Source organism: Streptomyces sp. NPDC031210 (genome assembly GCF_055570395.1).
The window spans coordinates 659,598-684,508 of record NZ_JBVIHH010000001.1 but is presented as its reverse complement, the minus strand read 5'-3'; the positions used below and the strand labels follow the sequence as shown (position 1 = coordinate 684,508).

The following is a 24,911-nucleotide window of genomic DNA, read 5'->3' as shown; positions in this document are numbered from 1 at the left end:
TGGTGGGGAACCGCGATCCGGCTGACCGTGGGCACGTTGCCACTGCGATCCGGTGTGCCGATGACCCGTCGGCCTTCGTGGTGGTGGCGAAAGGAACATGTCCCCATGCACACTGCCCGCACCCTGTTCGCCTCGGCCGCCGTCACCGCGGTCCTCGCGATCTCGGCTCCCGCCGCGAATGCCCTGTCCCCGGCGGAGGAACGGACCCCGGACAACGGTTCTTCCACCAGCGGCGGCCACCACAAGACCGGCAAGAGCCAGCACGACGACGAGTCGGACGTCAATAAGCCGCAAGGCGGTGTCCACACCGGTGGCGGCGCCCTCGTCCTCTCCCCCGCCCCGTCCGACGACTGGGAGGAGAACGAGAACGCCCGGAAGGAAGACTCCCGGAACGAAAACACGGGGAACGAGAACGCCCGGAACGAGAACCCGGGGAACGAGAACCCGGGGAACGAGAACCCGGGGAACGAGAACCCGGGGAACGAGAACACCGCGGATGAGAATGCCGGGAACGAAAACGCCCGGGACGAGAACGCCCGGAACGAGAACGCCGGCGACGCCAACGAGACCAACTCGCAGGGCAACTGGAACAACAGCCAGGACAAGTCCTGGAAGGACCAGCACAAGGCCCGGGAGAACCGTAAGCCGCACGGCGGCATGCACACCGGTGGCGGTGCGCTGGGCGCGTCCGGCAGCGCCGTGGCCGCCGGTTCGGTGCTGATGCTCGGCGGGATAGGCACCGGGGCGTACCTGCTGCGCCGCCGCAAGGCCGCCGGCGCCCCGGCGGCCTGACCGCCCGGCCGCGTCCGCGCCCGGTGCGCCGCGAACCGCCGGTGCGCCGCGATCCCCAGATGCGCCGTGCCACCAGGTTCGCCGCGCCTCTCGGTGCCTCGCACCGTTCGGGTCGTCGCGCCCCTCGGCTCGTCACACCCTTCGGTTCGCCTGCGCCCCCCGTTTCGCGGCGCTGACGCGGCCACCGCCCTCAGGGGAGTGGCCGCGGCGGGCACGAGACGACGGTGCCGGGGGCGGGGCCGGGCGGTCACGCCGGTCCCCGTCCCTGGGCGGCCGCTCGTTCACCAGGCTCCCCCAACGGCTCACGCCCCCGGCACAGGTCCCGGACCCGGCTCACCCGCCCCCTCCGCACCCGCCCCTCCGCATCCGGCTCGCCCGCCCGCCTGGCCCGCTCGCCTCGCGCACCCCGCCTCGCGCATCCGGCTCTCGCGCCCGGCTCACGAAAGGCACCCCGCCATGCCACCCCAGCAGCCTTCTCCGCCCCAAGAGCCTTCCCCCCGAACGGCGCCCGCCCACCGTCCGCTCGGCCGTGCCCTGATGTGGCCGGCCGCCGCGGTCGCGCTCGGCGCCCTCCTCGTCTTCAACTCCCTCTCGCCCTCCGATGACTCCACGGCACAGCCCGACCCCGCCTCGGCCACCCCGCGTGCCGCGGCCCGGCCCGCCACGCCGTCCCTCCCCCGTTCGGCCCCGAGGCGGATCTCGATCCCGGAGATCGCCGTCGACGCGCCGTTCACGCCCCTCTCGATCAGCCCGTCCGGCCAACTCGAACCGCCGCCCGCGTCGGACAACAATCTCGTCGGCTGGTTCCAGGGCGGGGCCTCGCCCGGCGAGCGCGGCTCCTCCATCGTCGCCGGGCACGTCGACACCAAGAACGGCCCGGCCGTGTTCATCCAGCTCCGGTTCCTGAAGCCGGGCAGCAAGGTGGAGATCACCCGCGAGGACGGCACCGTCGCGACGTTCAAGGTCGACTCGGTCGAGACGTTCAGCAAGGCGAACTTCCCCAACGACCGGGTCTACGCCGACACCCCGTCCGCGCAACTGCGACTGATCACCTGCGGCGGCGCCTACGACCGCAAGGCGAAGGACTACACCGACAACGTGGTGGTGTTCGCCCACCTCGTCTCGACCCACTGACCCGGCCCGGCGTACGGGCCCGGGGCCGTTGGCGAGGTGCGCCGACCCCCTGGCCGGTGGCGCGGCGCGGGTCCTCGACGCGTTCCCGTGGAGGACGGCCAGGCGGGCGTCACCTCGGAATTCCCGTACGGCGGTGGCCAGGTCGCCGGCCGCCGCCTCCGCTGTCACTGACGGACGCTCAGCATGGTAGGCGCGCAGGAAGGTTTCTTACGACGTCACGGTCATGCGCACGAACCTAGTGCGCTGCGCCCCAGCGCCTTGGGCGTTCCTCCATACGGCACGAGTCCGGCGGGGCGTGCCTTCGGATGACACGTGCCTGGTCGTGCCCGGAAGGTGGCGATCTACTGGGGCTATTCGTTCCTCGGGGGGTTCCGTGTCCGCGCTCGCGGGTTTTCGTGCGGTCTTCGGCGTGGCCGGCGTCCGGCTGCCGGTGCTCTCGTTCCTGGCGCGTCTGCCCGCCGCGCTGTGCCCGATCGGGACCCTGCTGATGCTGACCGAGCTGGACGGCATCGGGCGGGCCGGGGTCGTGGCGGGCATGCTGTGGCTGGGGCAGGCCGTCGGCGGGACGCCGATCGGGCGGCTGGCCGACCGCCGGGGGCATACACCGGTGATTGTGACGGCGGCCCTGGCGAACGCGGCGGCGATCGCGGCGCTGGTCGGATCGGTGCTCGGCGGGCTCCCGACCGTGGCGCAGGCCGTCCTGGCCGGTCTGGTCGGGGTGACGATGCCGCAGGTGGGGCCGTTGTCCCGGGCCCGGTGGATCGCGCTGACCGCCTCCCGTCCGGACGGCAGGGCCCTGACCGGCCGCGCGCTCTCCCTGGACACCACCATCGACGAGATCAGCTTCATGGCGGGCCCGGCCCTGGCGGCGACGGTCGTCGTGCTGGTCCATCCCACGGCGGGACTGCTGCTGGCGGCGGCGCTCAGCGCCGTGTTCGGTGTGCTGTTCGCGGTACATCCGACGGCCCCGGGGCCGGTCCAAGCGGGCCGGGCGGTGGCGGGCGTACGGCTGCTGTCGCCGGCGCTGCTCGCGCTGTTCACCATGGCGCTGGGGCAGGGGGTCATCTGGGGCGGCGCCAACGCGGGGGTCAGCGCGCTGGCCAAGCACCTGGGCGATGCGGGCATGGCCGGTTTCGTGTGGGGCGGCATGGCGGTGACGAGCGCGCTCGCGGGTCTCGCCACCACGGCGCTCCCGGGGCGGCTGGATCTCACGGTCCGGCTGCGGCTCGCGATCGTGGCGCAGACGCTGCTGGTGCTGCCGCTGCTCGCGGTGGACGGCTTCGTCGGCGCGGTGCTGGTGATCGCGGGGATCGGGGCGGCGGTGGCCCCGCACCTGATCGCCGTCTTCGGCCTGGGCGAACGCGTGGCGCCGGATGCCCGTATGGGCGAGGCCATGGCGTTCCTGGGGTCCGGCCTGATCATCGGCCAGTGCCTGGGCGCCGTGGCCGCCGGGCCGCTGGCACAGGCGTACGGGTTCCGCGCGGCGTTCGGCGTCAGTTGCGCGGCGGGCGTGGCGGCCTGCGCGGTGGCGCTGCTGTGCGTACGAGGGCGACGGTTCGCGGAGGGAAGCGGAAGCAGCGGAAGCAGCGGACGGAAAGGGAAAGGGAGCGGGGAAGCGTCAGGGGGGCCGGTCACCGCGACCTCACCCCGGTGACCGGCCTCCCGCCCCAGACCGACCTCGGTCCTACTCGATGACGAGCTCGACGTCGATGTTCCCCTTGGTGGCCTTCGAGTAGGGGCAGTAGGCGTGGGTCGCCTCGACCAGGCGGCGGCCGGTCTCGCCCTCCAGGGCGGCCGGCAGCTCGACCCGCATGACGACGGCCAGGCCGAAACCGGTGTCGTCCTTGCCTATGGAGACCTCGGAAGTCACCGAGACGTCCTTGGTGTCGATCTTCATCTGACGGCCGACGTTGCTCATCGCGCTGGCGAAGCAGGCCGCGTAACCGGCGGCGAACAACTGCTCCGGGTTGGTGCCCGCGCCATTGCCGCCCAGTGCCGGGGGCATGGCCAGGGGCAGGTCGATCTGCCCGTCGGAGCTGACGGCCCGGCCCTCGCGGCCGTTGGCGGTGGCGGCAGCGGTGTACAACGCGTCCATCGGTTTTTTCCCCTTCGGTAGCGGGGCCGCCGGTTACCGGCCGCCCGATGGCCCCAACCATTGCACACTCTTAAATTGTGCGCAACCAAGTTGCCCACAACTTAATGAGGCGTGACGCGTTAACCTGGACCCATGACCACGTCAGGACTTCCGGTATCCGACACCGAGCTGCTCCGCCTGGACCACCAGGTGTGCTTCTCGCTGCACGCCGCCTCGCGCGCCTTCGGCGGCGTCTACCGGGACGCGCTCAAGGATCTCGGCCTGACCTACCCCCAATACCTGGTCATGCTGGTCCTCTGGGAATACGGCCCGCAGCCCGTCAAGAGCATCGGCGAGCGGCTGCGCCTGGACTCCGGCACCCTCTCCCCCCTCCTCAAACGACTGGAGGCCGCCGGCCTGGTACGCCGCGAACGCAGTACCGAGGACGAGCGGTCGGTCACGATCCAGCTCACCGCCGCCGGCGAGGACCTGCGCGAGCAGGCGCTGCCCGTCCCCCGCAGGATGCTGGCCGCGACCGGCCTGACGGTCGATGAACTCCGCACCCTCCGGGGCCTGTTGGGACGGGTGACGCACTCCCTCGACGAGTCCTGACACGGCGGGCGCACGCCCTCGGCGACGCCTGGCGCGGGCCCGCCCATACTCCGCGACGCCACCTGACCGCGGACTCGGGCCCCGAGTCCCGGGTCCGTCGGCGTCCGCCCCGTACCTTCCCGTGCGGCCGGGGCGTTAGGACGGGCAGATGCCTTCCGCGGCGCACACGCTCCGGGCGCGTGCGCCCTCGCACACCCCGACGCGCCCATCACCCCATCGAGCGACGAAGGTTGGGGTGTCTGCGGGACGAATGCGTATAAATTGGCCGAACCAGCCGGGGCCGCCGGTGAGCACGTGCCAGGACGCGGTTGGCAGCATCGCCTACGACAAGCGGAGGAGCGCCACGTGAATGCGGCAGAAGTTGTCCACACCTTGCTGGTCCAACGATTCGGAGTCGCCTCGGTCGAGATCACGGACACGGCCCCGCTCCGCAGCCTGCGCATGGACTCCCTGGCCCTGGAAGAGCTGCGGGTGCTCATCGAGGAACATCTTGACGTCGACCTCGAAGAGGTCGCGCTGACGTCGCGGGACACCGTCGGTCAGCTCGTGTCGGCCGTCGACGGCAAAGTCGCCGCGTGACGGCCCGCCGGAAGCCGTTCCACGCCGCGGTGACAGGGCTCGGCCTGGTGAGCGCGGCGGGCGTGGGTGCGAAGGCGTCCTGGCACACCCTCACCCAGGAGCGGGTGCCGAGCGGGGTGGCGCGGCAGGAAGAACTCGCCGATCTGCCCTGCGACTTCATGTACACCATCGCCGGCCTGGACACCGCCGAGGTGCTGGGGGTGGCCACGCAGCGTTTGATGGACCGCTTCTCCCAGCTCGCGGTGATCGCCGCCCGGGAGGCGATCAGCGACGCCGGGCTGGACACCGACACCTGGGACGCCGGCCGCGTCGCGGTCGTCATCGGCTCCGCGCACGGCGGCCTGCCGTTCTACGACCAGCAGCATGTCGCCATGGCCGGCCGTGGCGCGCGCCGCGTCTCCCCCAAGCTCGCCTCGCTGACCGTCGTCAACAGCGCGGCCAGCAGCGTCTGCATGGACCTCGGCGCCCAGGGCCCCAGCCTCGGCGTGGCCACCGCCTGCTCCTCCGGCACCGTCGCGCTGGGCACCGCCCACCAGATGCTGCGCGCGGGGGTCTGCGATATCGCCATCGCGGGCGGTGCCGAATCGGTCCTGTCCCGGTTGCTGATCGCCAGCGCCTGCCAGATGAAGGCGGCTTCCACCCGCCGGGAGAATCCGGCGGCCGCCTGCCGTCCCTTCGACGCCGGCCGTGACGGCTTCGTCGTCGGCGAGGGCGCCGGCCTGCTCGTCCTGGAGCGTCCCGAGCACGCCCGGGCCCGCGGGGCGGCCGTTCGCGCGTACGTCAGCGGATACGGCGCGTCCAGTGACGCCTTCGCCGCCGTGGCGCCCGATCCCGACGGCAACGGCATCGAGCGGGCGCTGCGTACGGCGCTGGCGGACGCGGACGTCGGGGCCACCGACGTCGGACACGTCAACGCGCACGGCACGTCGACGGTCGTCAACGACCTCATCGAGGCCACCATGCTGCAGCGGGTGCTCGGCGACCGTCCGCTGGTCACGTCCACGAAGGCGATGACCGGCCACACGCTGGGCGCCGCCGGCGGCATCGAGACGGCGCTCACCGTGCTCGCCCTGGAGCATCAGCTAGTGCCGCCGACCGCCAATCTCGACGTGCCGGATCCGCGGATCCCGATCGAGATCGTGCGGGAGGAGGCCCGGCCGGCGACGTTCGACTGCGCGGTCAAAACGTCGCTCGGCTTCGGGGGTCACAACGCCGCACTGGTCCTCACCCGCGGCTGACCGTCCCCCGCTCGCTGCCCGTCGCGCCGGTTTCGTTCCAGCCGTCCCACCGGATCCCGCGCGCAACCCCGCCGGCGAGGGTGACGGCCGGGGCCGGGCCCACCCCTCCGGCACAGCCCGTCCCCGCCGGTCTCCCCCGAGGAGCCGGTCTCCCGAGAAGGAAAACAGCCATGCCCGAGGAAACGATCCGCTCCTTGTCGGTGAGCGGGGTGCCCTATTCCTACCGGTTGCTGCGGCAGCGGGACCGGAGCACCGAACCCGTCATGATCCTTGGAGGCGCCCTGCAAGGAATGTACGGCTGGCCGCAGATGGAAGATCATGTGGGGCTGGTGGCGGACGTGGTGACCGCCGACCTGCCCGGCATGGGCAGCGCCGCCCCCCTGCCGCCCGGGCCGAGCATGGACGTCCTGTGCGGGGCCATCGCGGGCATCATCGACGATCTCGGTGTGGCAAGGATCAACCTCTTCGGCTTCTCCTACGGGGCGGGACTGGCCTACACCTTCGCCCGGCGCTTCCCCCGGCGCATCGCGCGCCTCGTGCTCGGCGGCGTCCCGGCGCACATCAGCGACAGGCAGTGGGAGTACTGGCGGCGGGCCGCCAACCGTCTGGCGCACGGTGACATGGAGACCTTCGCCACCCTCGTCGCCCAGGGCCTGATGTGCCTCGACGAGACCCGGCACGTCACGCGCCGCAAGCTGGCGTACCGCTACGTCAGGCGCTCGATGCTGCACGCGGCCCTGAATTCGCCGCACGCGGTGGACTCGTTGAGCCGCGCCATGTCGGACCGCCCGGACTTCTCCGGCGGTCTGAGCGGCGTACCGACCCTCGTCTTCAGCGGTGAGCACGACACCGTGACGTCACCGGCCCGGCAGCGCGACTTCGCGGCCGGCATCGGCGACAGCCGGTTCCTGACGATTCCCGACGCCGACCACTGGGTGGTGCTCGAACGCCCCGAGGCGGTCGCCGACCTCGCGGCCCGCTTCTTCACCGACGGGCCGCTGGGCTCGGCGCCCGGCCTCTGCCCCGTCGCCCGCGAGGAGGCGTCGGTCATCGGGCCGGCTCTTGTGTGAGGCCGAGGCGACGCAACCGAACACGCATATCCGCCCTCTATAGGGGCAGCCGCACGACAGCGAGGAATCAGCCTCTCCCCGGCGTGAGCCAGACCACTTCTCAGGCCCCGGGGAGGGGCTTCGCCGTGCCCGCGAGGTGATGCCGGGCACAGGACGTACGTCACGTACGAAGCCGCTTAGTGGAGGGCACTCGGGGCCCACACGCGAAACAAGCGTCTTATACCGGTCATTTCGCCCCATCTCACGAAGAGGGGTAGTACAGGGCACCTTTGCCTGCATCCAGGGCGCCCGTTAACCATGTTCCGGGTAGCACCGAGAACGAGCCTGCGACCTCAGCCAGAGAGGCGAGCGCGGCAATGACCCTCGGTTCACACGCGCCACCGAAGGCCGCCTCCCCGCCACGCCACCACCCTGGAAGAGGTCACTCCGCATGCCCAGCTTCACCCTGCTCCGCTCCGCCCGCTCCGCCCGCGTCACCCGCACGCACAAGATCTCCGCGGCGATGGTGGCCGCCGCGAGCTGCACGGCCGCCCTGGCCCTGACCGCCGCGCCGAGTGACGCCCCCACCACCGCGGCGCACGCGCCGTCGGCCGTCAAGCCCGTCAGCGCCAATGGCCTGCCCGTCACCGCGAAGGCCGCGCCCGAGGATGCGAAGACCGGCACGAGCGACAAGGTGACCGCGTCCGTCGCCGACCGCCTGAAGGTCACCGCCGTCGCCGAGCAGGGGCACACCGCCCAGCAGGCCGCCAACCGCTCCGTGGAGCGCAAGGCCCTCGCCGCCCCGAAGGCCGCGCCCAAGGCCGCTCAGCAGGCCGCTCCGAAGGCGGCGCCCAAGGCCGCCCCCAAGGCCCCGCGCTACGCGAACAACCTGGACGGCTGGATCCGCCAGTCCCTGGACATCATGAAGGCCAAGGGCATACCCGGCAGCTACGAGGGCCTCCACCGCAACATCATGCGCGAGTCCAGCGGCAACCCCAACGCCGTCAACGACTGGGACATCAACGCCATCAACGGCATCCCCTCCAAGGGCCTCCTCCAGGTGATCCAGCCCACCTTCGACACCTACCACGTCGCCGGCACCGCCGATAACCTCGTCGACCCCGTCGCCAACATCACCGCCGCCGCCAACTACGCGGCCCACCGCTACGGCTCCATCGACAACGTCAACTCCGCCTACTGACACCGACAGACGGAGAAATGCCGAGAGCCGCGGTGAATTCGCCCCGGTGACGCCGATGGCCCTGCCCGCATTCGCGGGCAGGGCCATCGGCGTTGGCGTGGGACGTCGCCGACCGGGCGTCAGGCGCCGCGGGTGAACACCAATCCGCCGAGGACTTCGTGAAGCACCTCGCCGGCGACGCGCAGCCCCGCCTTGTCCTTCGCGGTGAGCTTATCCGGGCTGTCGGCGGGCGCCGCGGCGGCGGCACCGGCGCCAAGGAATCCGGCGACGAGAAGGCCGGTGACAAGGACGGCGATACGACGGAACATGTGCGCTTCCTTACGGTGAGGGTTGACGGTTTGCGGTCCTCACACTCCGCGACGCGTCGGCGCGCGGCCATGCGACAGCCCCGATGCTGCTGCGAACGGGGCAGCGGCACCGCCGAATTGCGTAACGCGGACCACACCGGACCGCCTTCGCGCGTACGCGATCCGCGTTTCGATCCGGGTGTGAGCCAGGCAACTTGAGCGCGCCGCCGACGGGGGGTCGAAGCCGTCGCCGGGTGATGCCGCGCACAGGACGTACGTCACCTACGAGGCCGCTTAGTGGGCGCGCCGCGGGGGCCGACCCATGACAGAGCGGTCAACTCGGACATCTCGGGTCATTGCACGAAGAGCGGTAGTACAAGGGGTCTTTGCCACGAACCGGAACCACCGCTAACCATGGTCCAGGTAGCACCGAGCACGAGCCGGCGACCTCAGCCCAGACGGGCGAGCGCGGCCAGACCCTCGGTCCCCCCGCGCCGCCGAAGGCCGCTCCCCTCCCCCGCACCTGGAAGAGGTCACCCTGCATGCCCAGCTTCACCCTGCTCCGCTCCGCCCGCGTCACCCGCACCCACAAGGTCGCGACGGCCGTTCTGGCCGCCGCGGGCGCCACCACCGCCCTGGGCCTGACCGCGGGGCCCGCTGAGGCCCAGGCCGTCTCGGCGCACGCGCCGGCCGCGGTGCAGCCCGTCAGCGCCAATGGCCTGCCCGCGAAGGCCGTGGCCGAGGGTGCGCAGACCGGCACGAGCGACAAGGTGACCGCGTCCGTCGCCGACCGCCTGAAGGTCACCGCCGTCGCGAAGCAGGGCCACACCGCCCAGCAGGCCGCCAACCGCTCCACGGAGCGCGGGGCCCTCGCCCCCAAGGCCGTCACGGCCAAGAAGTACGCGAACAACCTGGACGGCTGGATCCGCCAGTCCCTGGACATCATGAAGGCCAAGGGCATACCCGGCAGCTACGAGGGCCTCCACCGCAACATCATGCGCGAGTCCAGCGGCAACCCCAACGCCGTCAACGACTGGGACATCAACGCCATCAACGGCATCCCCTCCAAGGGCCTCCTCCAGGTGATCCAGCCCACCTTCGACACCTACCACGTCGCCGGCACCGCCGATAACCTCGTCGACCCCGTCGCCAACATCACCGCCGCCGCCAACTACGCGGCCCACCGCTACGGCTCCATCGACAACGTCAACTCCGCCTACTGACACCGACAGACGGAGTGGCGCGCAGGCGCCGGCAGGAGCGCAGCGGCGCGTTCGCCGCGACGTGAGGAGAGCGGGTCCCGGAATGCCGGGGCCCGCTTTCGCGTGCGCGCGGGCCACTTGGGTGAGATGCCCCCGCCGGACGGAGGACTGACCGCCCACTGCCTATTGAAGCCAGGCATCTGAGCGTATAAGTCTCCTTATCGGCAGGATTCTGCTCAAAAGCTGCCGAATCTGACCCAACCGAGTCCTTCGGAGGCACGCGATGCCCTTGCGCAGATCCGGTCCGGCCCGCCGCACCCCTTCTCTTGCGGCCGGAACTCTCGTTTCTCTTCTCTCCGTGCTCGCACTGCCCCTCGGGCTGCCCGGAAGCGCTGGGGCGGCCGACGCGGGAAGGGGACCGGCCCACCCCGAACGGGACTGGATGGGTTCCACCATCGCCGCCCATGAAGGTGTCGACCGTGCCGCCGGTTCCGAGCCTCGGGCGACGTCGAAGACCGTGGCCGGGGTCGATGTCTCCAGCCACAACGGTCATGTCGAGTGGCCGTCCCTGCGCAAGAGCGGCGTCCGTTTCGCGTACGTGAAGGCCACGGAGGGCACCAACTACAAGAACCCGCACTTCTCCCGCCAGTACCGGGGGGCCTACGACGCCGGCATGATCCACGGCGCTTACCATTTCGCGCTGCCCGACCACTCCAGCGGGGCCGCGCAGGCCAGGTATTTCGCCGGCCACGGCGGCGGCTGGTCCAAGGACGGCAGGACGCTGCCCGGCGCGCTCGACATGGAGTACAACCCTTACGGCGCGACCTGCTACGGCAAGAGCCACGCGGCGATGGTCCGCTGGATCGCGGACTTCTTCCGGGCCTACCGGGCGGAGACCGGCCGGAACGCGGTCATCTACACGTCCGCCAACTGGTGGAAGCAGTGCACCGGCAACTCGGGCAGGTTCGGCCGGACGCACCCGCTGTGGATTCCGCGCTACGCCTCTTCCGTCGGCCCGCTGCCGGCCGGCTGGCGCTTCCACAGCATCTGGCAGCACACGTCCTCGGGCACGCCGGTCGGTGACCGCAACCGCTTCAACGGCCCGTACAGCCGGCTCAAGGCCCTCGCCCGGGGCTGACCCCCGGTCCACCCGCCACGGCCGGTCCCGGCGCCAGGAGCAGGCGCGGGACCGGCCGTTTTCCCGTGCCGCCGCCGCGCCCGGGGAATTCGTCCTGACGTGGGACAACTCCCTTTACGGGGGCCTTCTTCGCCAGGAAATCCGGTCGGGCGTCCGGGGGGTGGCACGGAAATTCCCCGGCTCGCGTACAACCATCCCCGGACCGCCCGTGTCTAACGCTTCGAAATGACCACGCGGCGCAGACCACCCAACGGGGGTATTCCCATGAAGCGTTCACGTGCCATCGTAGGATCCGCAGTGCTGGCCGTGGCCGGAATCGCCACAATGGCAACGGCCACGACCGCCTCGGCCGCTCCGTCGAGCGCCACCGCCACCTACAACGGGGCGTGCGGAAAAGGCTACAGCGTAGTGAATTCCGTGCCGGTCACCGGAAAAGGGACCGTGTATCTCACGTACAGCGCCACGACCGGAAAGAACTGTGTGGTGACGGTGCGGAACACTGTCGGTTCGCCGGTATACATGCACACCTATCTCGCGCCGACCGACGGAAGTTCCGACGCCGTTTGGGACAGCGGTCTTTACACCTCCTACGCCGGCCCGGTCTATCTGGCGGCGAAGGGAGTGTGCGTGGACTGGGGCGGCACCATCGGCACCGTCGGCGTCAGCGTCACCGGCTCCAACTGCGGCCGGATGGCGGCCGGAGTCGTCACGCACCACTGACACCGGCGGTGACGGCGCAACGGCGGGTCCCGGCAGCACGCCCGGGGCCCGCCGTTCGTCATGGCGACACCGCCCCCCACGCGCGGTCCACCCCCGCCCGACGCGAACACGCGAGCGAGAATCCGTCCCTCGCCGGCCGTAACGCACCCGCACGGGCGTCGTTTCCCCGAGCATCCGTCCGAGTGGGCGGGGCGAGGAGGACACATGGGCACGCGAACCGACACCGGTGCGGGGGACGACGCGGAGAGTGGAGCGGGTGACGGGCGGCCGGCTTCGGAGTCCGAGCGGTTACTGTTCGGCGGCCGGTTACGCGAGGACTTCGCCTGGTCACGGCACGCGGCGACGGTCGGCCAGGACTACTTCCGCTGGCCGTTCACGGCGCGTGCCGACATCGCCGTCGGACGGGCCGACGCACCGCTGACGGAGGCGCGGCTGGACGGCGCGGTGCGGTACGCCGATGCCCAGGACGTCGTCCGGGAGATGCCGCACGGCCTGGACACCCTGCTCGCCCGTGGCTACAAGGGCAGCCACAATCTCTCCGGCGGCCAGTGGCAGAAGCTGGCCATCGCCCGCGCCCGCTACCGGGCCGGGGAGATCTTGGTGGTCGACGAGCCGACGGCGGCGCTGGACGCGGAGGCCGAGCAGGAGGTGTTCACCAAGATCCGCGATCTGGCCGCCGAAGGGCAGACGATCGTTCTGATCACCCACCGCCTCCATTCGGTGCGCCACGCCGACCTGATCTACCTCCTGGAGCGCGGGCGCATCGCCGAACACGGCACGTTCGAGGGGCTGATGGCCCCTGCCGCGCCGGGCGGTTTCCGTGCGAGGTACGAACTTCAGCGCGGGCAGTTCCAGCCGGCGGAGGGTTCGCCGCCGGTCCCGCGCCAGAAGGGCGGCGCGGGACGGAGCGGCGGTTCCCGGTGGGAGCCGCCGCCCGGCGGGAGGGCGGGGAAGGAGCGGGAGGTCAGCCGTGGGCGGTGGACGGCTCCCGGCGGGCCGACTCCCGGCGGGCCGACTCGGGGGTTCCGTAGGGCTGCGTGATGAGTTCCATGGCATGGCCGGACGGGTCGAGGAAATACACGCCGCGGCCGCCGTGGTGATAGTTGATCTCGCCCGCCCGCTGCTGCCGCGGGTCGGCCCAGAACTCGATCCCGGCGTCCTTGATCTTGGTGAACGCCGCGTCGAATTCTTCCTCGGACACCAGGAAGGCGTAATGCTGCCGCGTGATGGAGGCCGGGTCGACGGTGGCGAAGTCCAGGGTGACGCCATTGCTCGTGGCGACCGGAATGAAGGGTCCCCATTCCTCGCCGACCGGCAAATCCAGGAGGTTCGCCAGAAACTCGGCGGAGGCCCGGTTGTCCCGGGCGGAAATGATGGTGTGGTTCAACTCTACTGACACTGTGGAATGCCTCCAACGGGCACCTCACGGGCACCTCCACGCTTCACCCGACCGGTGACCGACGCGCGATGCCGTGCCCTCATCGTAGGCATGATCCGCCGCGGCTGTCACGGCTTCGCCCGCCGGGCGCCCGCCCGCTCGGGCCGCGGCGCGGCGGTGCTCTCCCGCGCCTCCAGGTGCGGGAGTTCGCCCTGGACGGTGCGCGGCGGGCCGCCGTCGAGTACGGCGAGGAGTTCCTCGGCGGCGAGCCGGCCGAAGCCCGGGGTGTCGCGGACCAGGGCGGTCAGCCGGGGGTGGGTGACGCGGCAGAGCGGCGAGTCGTCCCAGGCGACGATCGACAGGGCGCCCGGTACGTCGATGCCCCGGCCGGCCGCCACCGAGGCGCCGGCCACGGCCATCACGTCGTTGTCGTAGATGATCGCCGTCGGCGGCCGGGGCGCGTCCAGGAGGCGGCGGGTGGCCTCCGCGCCCTCGGCGTCGGAGTAGTCGGTGGTCACCGAGCGGACCTGCCGCGCATCGAGGCCGCGCCGGTCCGCTTCGGTGCGCAGGGAGCGGATCCGGCGTTCGGTGTGGGCGAGTCCGGGCATTCCGGCGACGTGCGCGATCCGGCGGTGGCCGAGGCCGTGGAGGTGGTCGAGGACCCGGGCCATGGCTTTGGAGTCGTCGGCCCAGACGGTGGAGAGCGGGGGCTGCGCCGCGTCCGGGCCGGGGGTGGCGAGTCCGCCGATGGCGACGGCGGGCAGGCCGAGGGAGGCGAGGAGGGCGGGCCGGGGGTCCTCGGTGCGGGGGTCGACCACGAGGACGCCGTCGACCCGTCGTTCGGCCCACCAGCGGCGGTAGAGCGCGCACTCGGTGTCGAGGTCTTCGACCACCTGGAAGAGGAGCGCGACCTTCCGCGCGGAGAACACTTCCTGGATGCCGGAGACGAGTTGGAGGAAGAAGGACTCCACGCCCAGTGTCCGGGCGGGTCGGGCGAGCACCAGGCCGGCGCAGCCGGCGCGTTCGCCGGACAGGGCGCGGGCGGCGCTGTTGGCCTGCCAGCCGAGTTCCTCGGCGACGCCGCGTACCCGGGCACGGGTGTCGGCGGAGACGCCGGGCCGGTCGTTGAGCGCGAAGGAGACGGCACTTTCGGACACTCCGGCCCGGCGGGCGATGTCCTTGATCGTGGGCCGGCGCGCCGGCTTGCGGCGGGCGGCCTCACCGGGCGGTGTCATCGGCGGGGCTCTCCTCGGGGGTGGGGCGGGCGCGGGGGGGGCGCGGGGTGCGGGCGGAGTGCGAGGTGGGGGGCGCGGCACTCCCGGGGACCGTTGACTAAACCGCATTAGTGCGGCCAGTTTGATCAGCGTCCCGGCGCCTGTCAAACGGCCTTCGGGCGGTGTGCGGATCGTGTGCGGATGGCGCGCTGCGGCGGATTTTCGATGCCCGCTCCGGTACGAGGTGTTGACACTCACTAAAACGCATTAGTAGCGTCTGCAAAACCTCGCCACCAAGCGTTTTCGCCATGTTTCTGGTCCGAGCGAAGGAGCCTGCCAGTCATGCGTATATCCCGCCGAGCGGCAGCCGCCACCGCGGCCTTGGTCACGTCGGCACTCTCGCTCACCGCGTGCGGGGCCTCGGGTGGCTCCGGTGGTTCCGACAGCGCCTCGGGGAAGGTGGAGGGCGAGGTCAGATTCCAGACGTGGAACCTCAAGGCGAATTTCAAGGACTATTTCGAGGGCGTCATCGCGGACTTCGAGAAGAAGTATCCGGATGCCGAGGTCACATGGGTGGATCAGCCGGCTGAGGGCTATCCGGAAAAGCTCAGCGCCGATGCCGCGGGCGGCACCCTGCCCGATGTCGTCAACGTCTCCCCCGATCTCGCCTACCCGCTGGCGAAGGCCGGCATGGCACTTGACCTGGAAAAGGCGGCCGGCCAATACCGCGGCGAGTATCTGGACGGCGCCTGGAAGAGTCACCGGATGCCGGGAATGCGGGGCGTCTACGCCTTCCCCTGGTATCTGAACACCGGGCCGATGTTCTACAACAAGGCACTCTTCAGGAAGGCCGGGCTCGATCCGGAGAAACCGCCGAAGACGTACGACCAGCTCTTCGCGGACGCCGTGTCGATGGCGAAGAAGAGCGGCCGGAAGATAGCGATGCTGGCGAGCACGCCGTCGATCGAGGACTTCGGGCGTTATGGCGTGCGGCTGATGAACGCGCGGGGCACCGCGTTCACGTTCAACGAGCCGAAGGGCGTCGAACTTCTCCGGCACTACAAGGAGCTGTACGCGGCGGGCGCGCTGGACTCGCAGGCGCTGACGGCGAAGGCGGAGTCGGCCGGGCGCAAGTTCCAGCAGCAGTCGGTGGCCATGAACCCCGGCAGCGCCCTCGACCTGGAGAACTTCAAGAAGGAATCGCCGGGCCTGTACCGGAACATCGGCATCACGGACACGGTCAACAACACCGGCAAGGCCAACATGTACGTCCAGGGCCTGATGGTGAACGCCCGGAGCGCGGTCAAGCCGGCGGCCGTGGCGTTCGCGCATTTCGTCACCGACAAGAAGAACCAGATGGCCTTCGCCAAGGAGGTCACGATCTTCCCCAGCACCAAGGGCTCGCTGGACGATCCGTACTTCACCGAGGAGGACGGCACCGACGCGACCCGGGTGCGGGTCGCCTCGGCCAAGTCCCTGAAGGACGCCGTGAATTACACGCCGGTGCTGCTCAGCGACCAGATGAAGACCCTGCTGCGCAACGCCGTGGCCAGGGCCGTGCGGGGCGAGCAGTCGCCGAAGGCGGCGCTGGACGGCGCCGTCGCCGACTGCGACCGCCTGCTGCGGATGAGCTGAGGTCCGCGTGAGGACCGCTCGCAGGCAGCTCCCGTCCAGCCCGTGGCTGTTCCTGGCGCCCGGCCTGCTCGTCGTCGCCGGATTCGGCCTGTATCCGTTCCTGAGCACCGTGGCGCACTCCTTCACCGACGCCCGCACCCTCACCGCGGGACGGTTCGTCGGCGGGGCCAACTACCAGGAGCTGATCCACGACGCGATGTTCTGGACGGGGCTGCGCAACAGCCTGCTGTACGTCATCGGCGTCGTACCGCTGCTGGTCGTCCTGCCGCTGCTGCTGGCGCTGCTCGTCCAACGGCGGCTGCCCGGGATCACGTTCTTCCGGGCCGCGTTCTACACGCCGGTGGTCGCCTCCGTCGTCGTGGTGGGACTGATCTGGGTGTGGCTGCTGGACGATCGCGGGCTGATCAACGCGCTGCTGGAGACCGCCGGGTTCGGCACGGTCGGATTCCTCAGCGATCCCTGGCTGCTGCTGCTCAGCGCGATGGCGGTGACGGTCTGGAAGGGACTCGGCTACTACATGATCATTTATCTGGCGGCGCTGGCCGACGTCCCCCGGGAGCTGCACGAGGCGTGCGCGGTGGACGGCGCGGGGCCGGTGCGCCGCTTCCTGACCGTCACCGTTCCCGCGCTGCGCTCCACGATGGTGCTGGTGGCCGCGCTGTCCTCGGTCAGCGCCTTCAAGGTCTTCTCCGAGGTCTATCTGATGGCCGGTCCGACCGGCGGCCCCGGGGGCGAGGACACGACGCTGGTGATGCTGGTCCAGCAGGTCGGTACGGGTCTCAGCGGCCGGGTGGGCTATTCCTCGGCGCTGTCCGTCGTGGTCTTCGTGATCACGCTGGGGCTGATGCTGCTGGTGCTGCGCGCCAATCGCCGGGAGGACGGATGAGTGCCACGACCGAGCGGGAGCGGACCCGGCGGCGTACGGCCGGGCGGGGACGGACGGCGCGCGAGCGCTCGGGGCCCACAGGGCGCGGACCCGCCGGGCGGCGGCGCGGGCCGGGGAAGCGGCGCGGGCCCTGGTGGCGGGTGCTGGTCCGCTATCTGCTGCTGCTCGCCGTGCTGGCGCTGACCGTCGGGCCGTTCCTGTGGCAGCTTTCCACGTCCCTCAAGGGCGCCGGTGAGGACATCTACCGCTATCCGCCCGACCTGATCCCCCGGGAGGTCACCCTCGGCAACTACGCCGGCGTCGCGGAGATCATCCCGGTCTGGGACTTCGCGCTGAACTCCCTCAAGGTCGCCACCGCGAATGTGCTGACCAACTGCCTGGGCGCCGCGCTGGCGGGCTACGCCCTGGCCAGGCTGCGGTTCAGGGGCCGCAGGACGGCGCTGGTGGTCTTCGTCATGGCGATGCTGGTGCCCGTCGAGAGCATCATGATCGCCCAGTTCGTGACGATGCGGGAGCTCCAGCTCAACGACACCCTGATCGGGGTACTGCTGCCCGGCTGCATCGGGGCGATGAACGTGCTGCTGATGCGCAACGCCTTCGCCGGACTGCCGTACGAGGTGGAGGAGGCCGCGTTCGTCGACGGCGCCAACGCCTGGCAGCGGTTCGCGCGGATCGCGCTGCCCTCGGTCAAGGGCACCCTCGCCGTGGTCGCGATCTTCGCGTTCATGGGTGCCTGGGACGACTTCCTGTGGCCGCTGATCGTGCTGAGCGACCAGTCGAAGTTCACCCTGACCATCGGCCTGAACTTCCTGCACGGCACGTTCGCGGACAACCAGCGGCTGGTCGCGGCCGGCACCGTGATCGCCGTCCTCCCGCTGATCGTGCTGTTCGCCTGCCTCCAGCGCTCTTTCTTCCGCGGCGTCGGCGAGGGCGCCGTGAAGGGCTGAGCGGGCCGGCCCCGCGCCGCCGCCGGATGCCGTACGACCCGCTCGCCGCCGTCCCGTCCGCCCCCGTCCGCCCCCGTACCGACAGGAATCCGCATGCCCGTGCAGGAACCCGGCCCGACGCGCTCCGGTGACGAAGACGACCCCGGCAATAGGCGCCCGATGCGCTCCGGTGACGAAGACGACCCCGGCCACCGGCGCCCGACGCGCTCCGGTCCCGAGGACGGCCCCGGCCACCGGCGCCACCTACGCTTCGGCGCCAACTACACCCCCAGCCAAGGCTGGTTCCACCACTGGCTGGACTTCGACCTCGACGCCGTGCGCGCCGACCTGGACTCCCTCGCCGCCCTCGGCCTGGATCACGTCCGGGTCTTCCCGCTCTGGCCGCTCTTCCAGCCCAACAGGTCGTTGATCCGGCCGCGCGCCGTGGAGCAACTGGTGCTGCTGGCGGACGCCGCCGCCGAGCGCGGGCTGGACGTCAACGTCGACGGGTTGCAGGGTCATCTGTCGAGTTTCGACTTCCTGCCGGCCTGGACGCGGACCTGGCACCGCCGCAACATCTTCACCGACCCCGACGTGCTCTCCGGTCAGGAGGAGTACCTGCGGACGCTGGCGGCCGCGCTGGCCGACCGACCCAACTTCCTCGGCATGACGCTCGGCAACGAGATCAACCAGTTCTCCGACGGCCCGCACCCCGATCCGGACCACATCACCGGCGCCGAGGCGGCGGCATGGCTGGACCGGATGCTGGCGGCCTGTGAGCGCGGCGCCCCCGGGCGGACGCATCTGCACGCCGAGTACGACGCCACCTGGTATCGCGACGGCCACCCCTTCACGCCCGCCCAGGCCGCCCGGCGCGGTGCCATGACGGCCGTGCACTCCTGGGTGTTCAACGGCACCGCGCAGCGCCACGGTCCGGCCGGCACCGCGACCGAGCACCACGCCGCGTATCTGATCGAGCTGTCCAAAGCGTGGGCGGTGGACCCGCGCCGACCGGTGTGGCTCCAGGAGGTCGGCGCTCCCACCCCGCACATTCCGCCGGACCGGGCGGCGCACTTCACCGAGGCGACCGTGCTGAACGCGCTGGACTGCCCGGGCCTGTGGGGCGTCACCTGGTGGTGCTCGCACGACGTGTCGCGGTCGCTGGCGGACTTCCCCGAGCTGGAGTACGGCCTGGGGCTGCTCGGCAACGACCGTACGGTCAAGCCCGTCGGAAAGGTGATCGCCGCGCTGGTGGCGGAGTGGCGCGGGCGCGAGCACCGGCCGCCGGTACGCGGCACCGCGCTGGTCGTGGACGCCGGTGACGCCGAGAGCGCGCCGCGCCGGTCGGTGTGCGCGCCCGGCGGCCCCGTCTTCGAGGCGTGGGCGAAGCTCACCGCCCGGGGCGCCCGGCCGACTCTCGTCCTGGCCCAACGGGCGGCGGAAAAGGCGCACTTGACGTCACGCGGGATCGCCGAAGTCTGTAGACCTGAAGAGGTCCTCTAGCGCGCCGGACGTGGTCGCCGGTCCGCATCCCTCCCCGCCCCGTATCGCCGCCGGTCCGCGCCCCTCGGGAGGCCCGCCTCCCTCGCCCGCCCTGCCATCGCCCGCCGTAGGAGGAGTCCCATGCCCCAGCAGCCGGTCCCGTTGTCCCGCCGCCGGGTGGTGCTGGCCGGGGCGGGTGCCGCGGCCGCCCTGCTCAGCCCGGCCCCCACCGGCACGGCCGCCACCGGTCGCGCCGGGGACCGCGCCACGGACGCGTCGCAGCCGTACGCCGCGTACTGGTTCCCCGACTCCTTGCCCCCGGGCACGCCCGGAGACGGCGTCGTCTGGCGGAGCCTGGCGGCGTGGACCCCCGAGGGCGATCGTGACCTGGCGTTCAATACGGCCACCGTGCCGCTCGCCGAACGGTTCACGCCGGTCCCGGCCAACACCACGGCCCGGTCCGGCCAGGCCCGGATCAGCGCCCTCGCGGCCTTCGACCACACCGCGGGCAACCCCTCGCAGGGCTCGGCGACGGCCGACTACTACACCCCGACCCACTGGGCCTACCTGGACGAGCTGGTCTTCTGGGGCGGCTCCTCCGCGGAGGGCCTGGTGCTGGCGCCGAACGCCCCGGTCGTGGACGCCGCCCACCGCAACGGCGTACCCGTACTGGGCACGGTCTTCCTGCCGCCGGCCGCCTACGGCGGAGACCTGCGCTGGACCCGCGACCTGGTGCGCAAGGACGCCGCGGGGCGCTTCCCGCTCGCCTCGCAGCTCGTGCGGGTGGCGACCGCGTACGGCTTCGACGGCTGGTTCGTCAACGCCGAGACCGACGGCGGGGACGCCGCGCTGGCCGCCGACATGCGGGGCTTTCTGCGGGCGCTGCGCGCCGAGGGAGCGGGCCGGGGGCTGCGCGTCACGTGGTACGACGCGATGGATGTGAGCGGCCGGGTCGGCTGGCAGGGCGCGCTCAACGAGCGGAACCAGACGTTCTTCCAAGACGCCGAGGGGCCGGTCACCGATTCGGTGTTCGTGGACTTCCGCTGGACCGCGCGGCGGCTGGCCGACTCGGGCCGACTGGCGGGCCAACTGGGGCGCAGCCGCTACGAGTTGTGGGCCGGGGTCGATGTCGAGTCGGCGGGCTGGGACAGTGCCGCCGACTGGGACGCGATCATCCCCCGCGAGGGCCCGCATGTGGTGTCCTACGGCTTCTACCGGCCCGAGTGGACGCTGCATCACCTGCCCGAGGGCCGCTCACCGGGCCGGTTCCACGCCGCCGACGACCGGTTCTGGTGCGGTGCGGGCCTCGATCCGACCCGGCCGGGCGGCACCGGCGGCTGGCGGGCCCCGGCCACGGCGGTCGCGGACCGCTCGACGCTCACCGCGCTGCCCTTCGCCACGACCTTCAACACCGGTCACGGCCTGCGCTGGTACGAGCGGGGCCGGGTCACCTCCGAGGCGCCGTGGAACCATCTCGGCCTTCAGGACCGACTGCCGCCCCGGCGCTGGTCGGTCCGCACCACGGGCCGCCGCCCGGACGTCTCGGTGGACTTCGCCGCCGCCTGGCGTGGCGGCAGCAGCCTGCTGGTGCGCGGCGCCCTCGACGCACCCGCCCTCGTGGAGCTGTTCCCCGCCCGGCTGCCGTCCGGCGCGGGCACGGTGCTCGCTCTCACCCACCGCGCGGAGGCGGCGTCCGGTCCGGTGGCCGTGGAGGTGGCCGTGGCCCTGCGGGAGCCGCCGGCGCCGGGCGAGCCCGCCCCGTACGTCTTCCTGCCCGCCGGGACCGTCGAGCCGGGCGGCGGCTGGCGCACCGTCTCGGTGCGCCTGGGGCCCCTCGGCGCCGGCACCCTGCACGCGCTGGGCGTACGGCTGACCGGCCGCGACGGACGGGCGGTGGCGTGGCGGCTGGGGGCGCTGGCGGTCCATGAAGGCGCCGGGCGGCCGGCCGCTCCCGGTCGGCCGAGGATCACCGATGTGGTCACCGCCGACGGGTCGGCGTCGCTGCGGCTGAGGTGGCGGCGCGCCACCGGAGCGGTGCGCCACTACACCCTGCACCGCCGGCTGCCCGGCGGTGGCCGCCGCTTCCTGGGCGGGACCTGCGGCGCCGCTTTCCACGTGCCCGGGCTGCGCCGGGCGGGGAGCGAGCCGTACGCCGTCCTCGAAGTCCGCGCGGTGGACGAGCTGTTCAGCGCGTCGGACCCGGTCGAGGTCCGGCACCGCTGGTAGACCGCTGCCGTGTGCGGGCCGCCGCCGGCGGGCCGCCGCCACCACCGCCCCTCCCCCGAACTCCACGGAGCGAGCCCATGCATGACGATCGCGCACTGGTCGAAGCCCGTCTCCGGCGGGTGCTGGACGAACGCGTCCGGCCCGCCGTGTATCCGGAATCCGTCCCGCTGGAGGTCGCGGCCTGGGTCGCGCCGGGCGAGCCGGTGCCCGTCGCCGAGGGGCTGGCCGCCCCGCGCACGCCCGTAGCGGTCGGGGACATGTGGGGCGCGCCCTGGGCGACGACCTGGTTCACCGTCCGTGGCGAGGTGCCGCGGGCGTGGGCGGGCCGCACCGTCGAGGCGGTGCTCGACCTCGGGTTCGACGAGCGGATGCCGGGCTTCCAGTGCGAGGCGCTCGTCTACACGCCCGGCGGCGAGCCGGTGAAGGGCCTCAACCCGCGGAACCAGTGGGTGCGGGTGGGTGCGCCGGTCCGGGGCGGGGAGCGGGTCGAATGGCATCTGGAGGCCGCGTCCAACCCCGTCATCCTGGACGTCCCGCCGTTCCAGCCGACGCTTCTGGGGGACCGGGAGACGGCCGGTGACGAGCCGCGGTACCGGCTGGGGCGGATGGACCTTGCGGTGTTCGACACCACGGTGTGGGAGCTGATCCAGGATCTGGAGGTGCTCGGCGAGCTGATGGCGGAGCTCCCGGTGGACGGTCAGCGGCGCTGGGAGGTGCTGCGGGCGGTGGGCCGGGCCCTGGACGTCATCGATCTCCAGGACGTCAACGGTACGGCCGAGGCGGCGCGGGAGCGGCTGCGGGAGGTGCTGGCGGCGCCCGCCGGGGCGTCCGCGCACCGGATCAGCGCGGTGGGGCACGCGCACATCGACTCGGCGTGGCTGTGGCCGCTGCGCGAGACGGTCCGCAAGGTCGCCCGTACGACGTCGAACATGACGGCGCTGTTGGAGGACGAGCCGGAATTCGTGTACGCCATGTCGCAGGCGCAGCAGTACGCCTGGATCAAGGAGCACCGGCCCGAGGTGTACGCGAAGGTCAAGCGGGCGGTGGCGGAGGGCAGGTTCGTGCCGGCGGGCGGCATGTGGGTGGAGTCGGACACCAATATGCCCGGATCGGAGGCGATGGCCCGGCAGTTCGTGCACGGAAAGCGGTTCTTCCTGGAGGAATTCGGCGTCGAGAACGAGGAGGCGTGGCTGCCGGACACCTTCGGGTTCGCGGCGGGCCTTCCGCAGATCATCAAGGCGGCCGGTGCGAAATGGCTGCTGACGCAGAAGATCTCCTGGAGTCAGATCAACGCCTTCCCGCATCACACCTTCCGCTGGGAGGGCATCGACGGCACCCGCGTCTTCACCCATTTCCCGCCGGTGGACACCTACAACTGCCAGATGGCGGGCCGGGAGATCGCGCACGCGGCCAGGAACTTCCGGGACAAGGGCGTGGCCCGGCATTCGCTGGCCCCGACCGGCTGGGGTGACGGGGGCGGGGGCACGACCCGCGAAATGATCGCCAAGGCCCGCCGGCTGCGGAATCTCGACGGCTCACCGACGGTGGAATGGGAGAAGCCGGCGGATTTCTTCGCCAAGGCGGAGGCCGAATACCCGGACGCGCCGGTGTGGGTGGGCGAGCTGTATCTGGAGCTGCACCGCGCCACACTCACCAGCCAGGCGAAGACCAAACGCGGCAACCGGCGCAGCGAAGCGCTGCTGCGGGAGGCCGAACTGTGGTCCGCGACCGCGGCCGTGACGGCCCAACTCCCTTACCCCTACGCCGCTTTGGACCGCCTGTGGAAAACGGTGCTGCTGCATCAGTTCCATGACATCCTGCCCGGTTCGTCCATCGCGTGGGTGCACCGCGAGGCGGAGAAGACGTACGCCGCGGTCGCCGCCGAGCTGGAGGAGATCATCGCCGCCGCGCTGTCCGCGCTCGCCGGTGACGGCGAGGAGGAGCTGGTGGCGAACGCGGCGCCGCACCCCCGCGGCGGGGTCGCGGCCGGGGCCCTCGCGCCCGCGGTGCCCGAGGGCGCCGAGGTGCGGGTGGCGGACCGCGACGGCGGCGGATTCGTCCTGGCCAACGGCCTGCTGCGGGTCGAGATCGACCATCGCGGCCTGATCGTCTCCGCCCGCGACCTCGGCGCCGGACGCGAGGCCGTCGCACCGGGCGCCGCCGCGAACCTGCTGCAGATCCACCCCGACTTCCCGAACATGTGGGACGCCTGGGACGTGGACGCCTTCTACCGCAACGCCGTCACCGACCTGACGGACGTGGACGAGCTGACGCTCGGCGAGGTGTCCCCGGAGGCGGCGACGGTCCGCGTCACGCGTTCCTTCGGCGCTTCGCGCGTGGTGCAGTCGCTGACGCTGGCGCGCGGGCAGCGGCGCCTGGACATCGGCACGGAGGTCGACTGGCACGAGACGGAGAAGTTCCTCAAGGCGGCCTTCCCGCTGGACCTGCACGCCGAACGCTACGCGTCGGAGACGCAGTTCGGGCATCTGTACCGGCCCACCCACACCAACACCAGTTGGGAGGCCGCCAAGTTCGAGGCGTGCGCGCACCGGTTCGTGCACGTCGAGGAGCCCGGCTGGGGCGTCGCGCTCCTCAACGACGCGACCTACGGCCATGACGTCACGCGCACCGTCCGCGACCACGGCGACCGGGGCACCACCACCACGACCGTCCGGCTCTCCCTGCTGCGCGCCCCGCGCTTCCCCGACCCCGAGACGGACCAGGGAGTGCACCACTTCCGCCACGCGCTGGCGCCCGGCGCCACGATCGGCGACGCCGTACGCGAAGGGCACCGCATCAACCTCCCCGAGCGCCGCGTCGCCGGCGCCCGGACGGTGGCGCCGCTGATCACGGTCGACAACGACGCGAGTGTCGTCACCGCGGTCAAGCTCGCCGACGACGCGAGCGGCGATGTCGTCGTCCGCCTGCACGAGGCGCACGGCGGGCGGGCCAGGACCACCCTGACCACAGCCTTCGAGCTGGCCGGCGCCGTCGCCACCGACCTCCTGGAACGGCCGGACGAGGACGGCCCGGTGCTCGACCGCGACGGGAACACCCTGCGGATGGCGCTCCGGCCGTTCCAGATCGTCACGCTGCGGCTGCGGAGGGCGGAGGGTACTGGGGACGCCGGGTAGGGCC

22 protein-coding genes are annotated in these 24,911 nt (G+C 71.8%); 18 read left to right on the top strand and 4 right to left on the bottom strand.

The window, feature by feature from the left end; translation table 11 throughout:
- The first annotated feature begins 105 nt into the window (after positions 1 to 105).
- The 3 genes from ACZ45Z_RS03170 to ACZ45Z_RS03160 all read left to right on the top strand — a co-directional run bounded on the left by ACZ45Z_RS03170 (position 106) and on the right by ACZ45Z_RS03160 (position 3,580).
- Positions 106 to 792: a hypothetical protein gene (locus ACZ45Z_RS03170; protein ID WP_468355133.1), complete on the top strand. Its 687-nt coding sequence runs from the start codon at positions 106 to 108 to the stop codon at positions 790 to 792.
- Between the two features lie 456 nt (positions 793 to 1,248).
- Entirely contained in the window at positions 1,249 to 1,926 is a 678-nt protein-coding gene (locus ACZ45Z_RS03165) for a class F sortase (RefSeq protein ID WP_468355130.1), read from the top strand.
- Positions 1,927 to 2,299: 373 nt separating this feature from the next.
- Complete coding sequence (locus tag ACZ45Z_RS03160) at positions 2,300 to 3,580, top strand: MFS transporter (protein WP_468355127.1); 1,281 nt, start codon at positions 2,300 to 2,302, stop codon at positions 3,578 to 3,580.
- 30 nt (positions 3,581 to 3,610) lie between these two features.
- Here ACZ45Z_RS03160 and ACZ45Z_RS03155 read toward each other — a convergent pair whose 3' ends face one another.
- Entirely contained in the window at positions 3,611 to 4,021 is a 411-nt protein-coding gene (locus tag ACZ45Z_RS03155; protein ID WP_468355124.1) for an organic hydroperoxide resistance protein, read from the bottom strand.
- Positions 4,022 to 4,153: 132 nt separating this feature from the next.
- On the opposite strand from ACZ45Z_RS03155, the gene ACZ45Z_RS03150 reads away from it, so the two are divergent.
- The 5 genes from ACZ45Z_RS03150 (at position 4,154) to ACZ45Z_RS03130 (ending at position 8,679) form a co-directional block, all read left to right on the top strand.
- Positions 4,154 to 4,612 carry a MarR family winged helix-turn-helix transcriptional regulator gene (locus ACZ45Z_RS03150; RefSeq protein ID WP_468355121.1) on the top strand — a complete coding sequence of 153 codons (459 nt, stop codon included), beginning with the start codon at positions 4,154 to 4,156 and terminating at the stop codon, positions 4,610 to 4,612.
- A 345-nt stretch (positions 4,613 to 4,957) separates the two neighbouring features.
- Positions 4,958 to 5,191 (top strand): acyl carrier protein, encoded by a 234-nt coding sequence (locus ACZ45Z_RS03145; RefSeq protein ID WP_468355118.1) that lies wholly within the window; start codon positions 4,958 to 4,960, stop codon positions 5,189 to 5,191.
- Positions 5,188 to 6,429 (top strand): beta-ketoacyl-[acyl-carrier-protein] synthase family protein, encoded by a 1,242-nt coding sequence (locus tag ACZ45Z_RS03140; RefSeq protein WP_468355115.1) that lies wholly within the window; start codon positions 5,188 to 5,190, stop codon positions 6,427 to 6,429. Before ACZ45Z_RS03145 ends, ACZ45Z_RS03140 begins: the two co-directional genes overlap by 4 nt.
- Positions 6,430 to 6,599: 170 nt before the next feature.
- Entirely contained in the window at positions 6,600 to 7,499 is a 900-nt protein-coding gene (locus ACZ45Z_RS03135) for an alpha/beta fold hydrolase (RefSeq protein ID WP_468355112.1), read from the top strand.
- A 430-nt stretch (positions 7,500 to 7,929) separates the two neighbouring features.
- A complete protein-coding gene (locus ACZ45Z_RS03130; protein WP_468355109.1) occupies positions 7,930 to 8,679 on the top strand; it encodes a transglycosylase SLT domain-containing protein in 750 nt (249 codons plus the stop codon).
- A gap of 119 nt (positions 8,680 to 8,798) precedes the next feature.
- On the opposite strand, the gene ACZ45Z_RS03125 is transcribed toward ACZ45Z_RS03130, so the two are convergent.
- Positions 8,799 to 8,987: a hypothetical protein gene (locus ACZ45Z_RS03125; protein WP_468355107.1), complete on the bottom strand. Its 189-nt coding sequence runs from the start codon at positions 8,985 to 8,987 to the stop codon at positions 8,799 to 8,801.
- Positions 8,988 to 9,508: 521 nt separating this feature from the next.
- Between ACZ45Z_RS03125 and ACZ45Z_RS03120 the strand changes: the two genes are divergently transcribed.
- From ACZ45Z_RS03120 to ACZ45Z_RS03105, 4 genes are all read left to right on the top strand, one after another.
- On the top strand, positions 9,509 to 10,189 hold the full coding sequence (locus ACZ45Z_RS03120; RefSeq protein WP_468355104.1) for a transglycosylase SLT domain-containing protein: 681 nt from the start codon (positions 9,509 to 9,511) through the stop codon (positions 10,187 to 10,189).
- 262 nt (positions 10,190 to 10,451) lie between these two features.
- A complete protein-coding gene (locus ACZ45Z_RS03115; protein WP_468355101.1) occupies positions 10,452 to 11,306 on the top strand; it encodes a lysozyme in 855 nt (284 codons plus the stop codon).
- Positions 11,307 to 11,570: 264 nt separating this feature from the next.
- Positions 11,571 to 12,026: a spore-associated protein A gene (locus tag ACZ45Z_RS03110; protein ID WP_468355099.1), complete on the top strand. Its 456-nt coding sequence runs from the start codon at positions 11,571 to 11,573 to the stop codon at positions 12,024 to 12,026.
- Positions 12,027 to 12,230: 204 nt separating this feature from the next.
- A complete protein-coding gene (locus tag ACZ45Z_RS03105) occupies positions 12,231 to 13,067 on the top strand; it encodes an ATP-binding cassette domain-containing protein (protein ID WP_468355096.1) in 837 nt (278 codons plus the stop codon).
- Here the strand turns inward: ACZ45Z_RS03105 and ACZ45Z_RS03100 are convergent.
- A complete protein-coding gene (locus ACZ45Z_RS03100) occupies positions 12,991 to 13,425 on the bottom strand; it encodes a VOC family protein (RefSeq protein WP_468355093.1) in 435 nt (144 codons plus the stop codon). The genes ACZ45Z_RS03105 and ACZ45Z_RS03100 overlap by 77 nt on opposite strands.
- A 107-nt stretch (positions 13,426 to 13,532) precedes the next feature.
- A complete protein-coding gene (locus tag ACZ45Z_RS03095) occupies positions 13,533 to 14,639 on the bottom strand; it encodes a LacI family DNA-binding transcriptional regulator (protein WP_468355090.1) in 1,107 nt (368 codons plus the stop codon).
- A gap of 321 nt (positions 14,640 to 14,960) precedes the next feature.
- On the opposite strand from ACZ45Z_RS03095, the gene ACZ45Z_RS03090 reads away from it, so the two are divergent.
- The 6 genes from ACZ45Z_RS03090 to ACZ45Z_RS03065 all read left to right on the top strand — a co-directional run bounded on the left by ACZ45Z_RS03090 (position 14,961) and on the right by ACZ45Z_RS03065 (position 24,907).
- Positions 14,961 to 16,253 carry an ABC transporter substrate-binding protein gene (locus ACZ45Z_RS03090; RefSeq protein WP_468355087.1) on the top strand — a complete coding sequence of 431 codons (1,293 nt, stop codon included), beginning with the start codon at positions 14,961 to 14,963 and terminating at the stop codon, positions 16,251 to 16,253.
- Between the two features lie 7 nt (positions 16,254 to 16,260).
- Positions 16,261 to 17,139 (top strand): carbohydrate ABC transporter permease, encoded by an 879-nt coding sequence (locus tag ACZ45Z_RS03085; protein ID WP_468355084.1) that lies wholly within the window; start codon positions 16,261 to 16,263, stop codon positions 17,137 to 17,139.
- Entirely contained in the window at positions 17,136 to 18,086 is a 951-nt protein-coding gene (locus ACZ45Z_RS03080; RefSeq protein WP_468355081.1) for a carbohydrate ABC transporter permease, read from the top strand. The genes ACZ45Z_RS03085 and ACZ45Z_RS03080 overlap by 4 nt, the downstream gene beginning before the upstream one ends.
- A gap of 93 nt (positions 18,087 to 18,179) precedes the next feature.
- Positions 18,180 to 19,568 (top strand): glycoside hydrolase 5 family protein, encoded by a 1,389-nt coding sequence (locus tag ACZ45Z_RS03075; RefSeq protein WP_468355078.1) that lies wholly within the window; start codon positions 18,180 to 18,182, stop codon positions 19,566 to 19,568.
- A gap of 120 nt (positions 19,569 to 19,688) precedes the next feature.
- Positions 19,689 to 21,773, top strand: a complete 2,085-nt coding sequence (locus tag ACZ45Z_RS03070) for an endo-beta-N-acetylglucosaminidase (protein WP_468355074.1) — start codon at positions 19,689 to 19,691, stop codon at positions 21,771 to 21,773.
- 77 nt (positions 21,774 to 21,850) lie between these two features.
- Positions 21,851 to 24,907: an alpha-mannosidase gene (locus tag ACZ45Z_RS03065; RefSeq protein ID WP_468355071.1), complete on the top strand. Its 3,057-nt coding sequence runs from the start codon at positions 21,851 to 21,853 to the stop codon at positions 24,905 to 24,907.
- Positions 24,908 to 24,911: the final 4 nt, after the last annotated feature.

Bases quoted from the DNA above. Each gene is read 5' to 3' on its own strand.
- ACZ45Z_RS03170 (WP_468355133.1), top strand. From the start codon at position 106: ATGCACACTGCCCGCACCCTGTTCGCCTCGGCCGCCGTCACCGCGGTC.
- ACZ45Z_RS03165 (WP_468355130.1), top strand. From the start codon at position 1,249: ATGCCACCCCAGCAGCCTTCTCCGCCCCAAGAGCCTTCCCCCCGAACG.
- ACZ45Z_RS03155 (WP_468355124.1), bottom strand. From the start codon at position 4,021: ATGGACGCGTTGTACACCGCTGCCGCCACCGCCAACGGCCGCGAGGGC.
- ACZ45Z_RS03150 (WP_468355121.1), top strand. From the start codon at position 4,154: ATGACCACGTCAGGACTTCCGGTATCCGACACCGAGCTGCTCCGCCTG.
- ACZ45Z_RS03135 (WP_468355112.1), top strand. From the start codon at position 6,600: ATGCCCGAGGAAACGATCCGCTCCTTGTCGGTGAGCGGGGTGCCCTAT.
- ACZ45Z_RS03130 (WP_468355109.1), top strand. From the start codon at position 7,930: ATGCCCAGCTTCACCCTGCTCCGCTCCGCCCGCTCCGCCCGCGTCACC.
- ACZ45Z_RS03125 (WP_468355107.1), bottom strand. From the start codon at position 8,987: ATGTTCCGTCGTATCGCCGTCCTTGTCACCGGCCTTCTCGTCGCCGGA.
- ACZ45Z_RS03120 (WP_468355104.1), top strand. From the start codon at position 9,509: ATGCCCAGCTTCACCCTGCTCCGCTCCGCCCGCGTCACCCGCACCCAC.
- ACZ45Z_RS03115 (WP_468355101.1), top strand. From the start codon at position 10,452: ATGCCCTTGCGCAGATCCGGTCCGGCCCGCCGCACCCCTTCTCTTGCG.
- ACZ45Z_RS03110 (WP_468355099.1), top strand. From the start codon at position 11,571: ATGAAGCGTTCACGTGCCATCGTAGGATCCGCAGTGCTGGCCGTGGCC.
- ACZ45Z_RS03105 (WP_468355096.1), top strand. From the start codon at position 12,231: ATGGGCACGCGAACCGACACCGGTGCGGGGGACGACGCGGAGAGTGGA.
- ACZ45Z_RS03095 (WP_468355090.1), bottom strand. From the start codon at position 14,639: ATGACACCGCCCGGTGAGGCCGCCCGCCGCAAGCCGGCGCGCCGGCCC.
- ACZ45Z_RS03090 (WP_468355087.1), top strand. From the start codon at position 14,961: ATGCGTATATCCCGCCGAGCGGCAGCCGCCACCGCGGCCTTGGTCACG.
- ACZ45Z_RS03080 (WP_468355081.1), top strand. From the start codon at position 17,136: ATGAGTGCCACGACCGAGCGGGAGCGGACCCGGCGGCGTACGGCCGGG.
- ACZ45Z_RS03075 (WP_468355078.1), top strand. From the start codon at position 18,180: ATGCCCGTGCAGGAACCCGGCCCGACGCGCTCCGGTGACGAAGACGAC.
- ACZ45Z_RS03070 (WP_468355074.1), top strand. From the start codon at position 19,689: ATGCCCCAGCAGCCGGTCCCGTTGTCCCGCCGCCGGGTGGTGCTGGCC.
- ACZ45Z_RS03065 (WP_468355071.1), top strand. From the start codon at position 21,851: ATGCATGACGATCGCGCACTGGTCGAAGCCCGTCTCCGGCGGGTGCTG.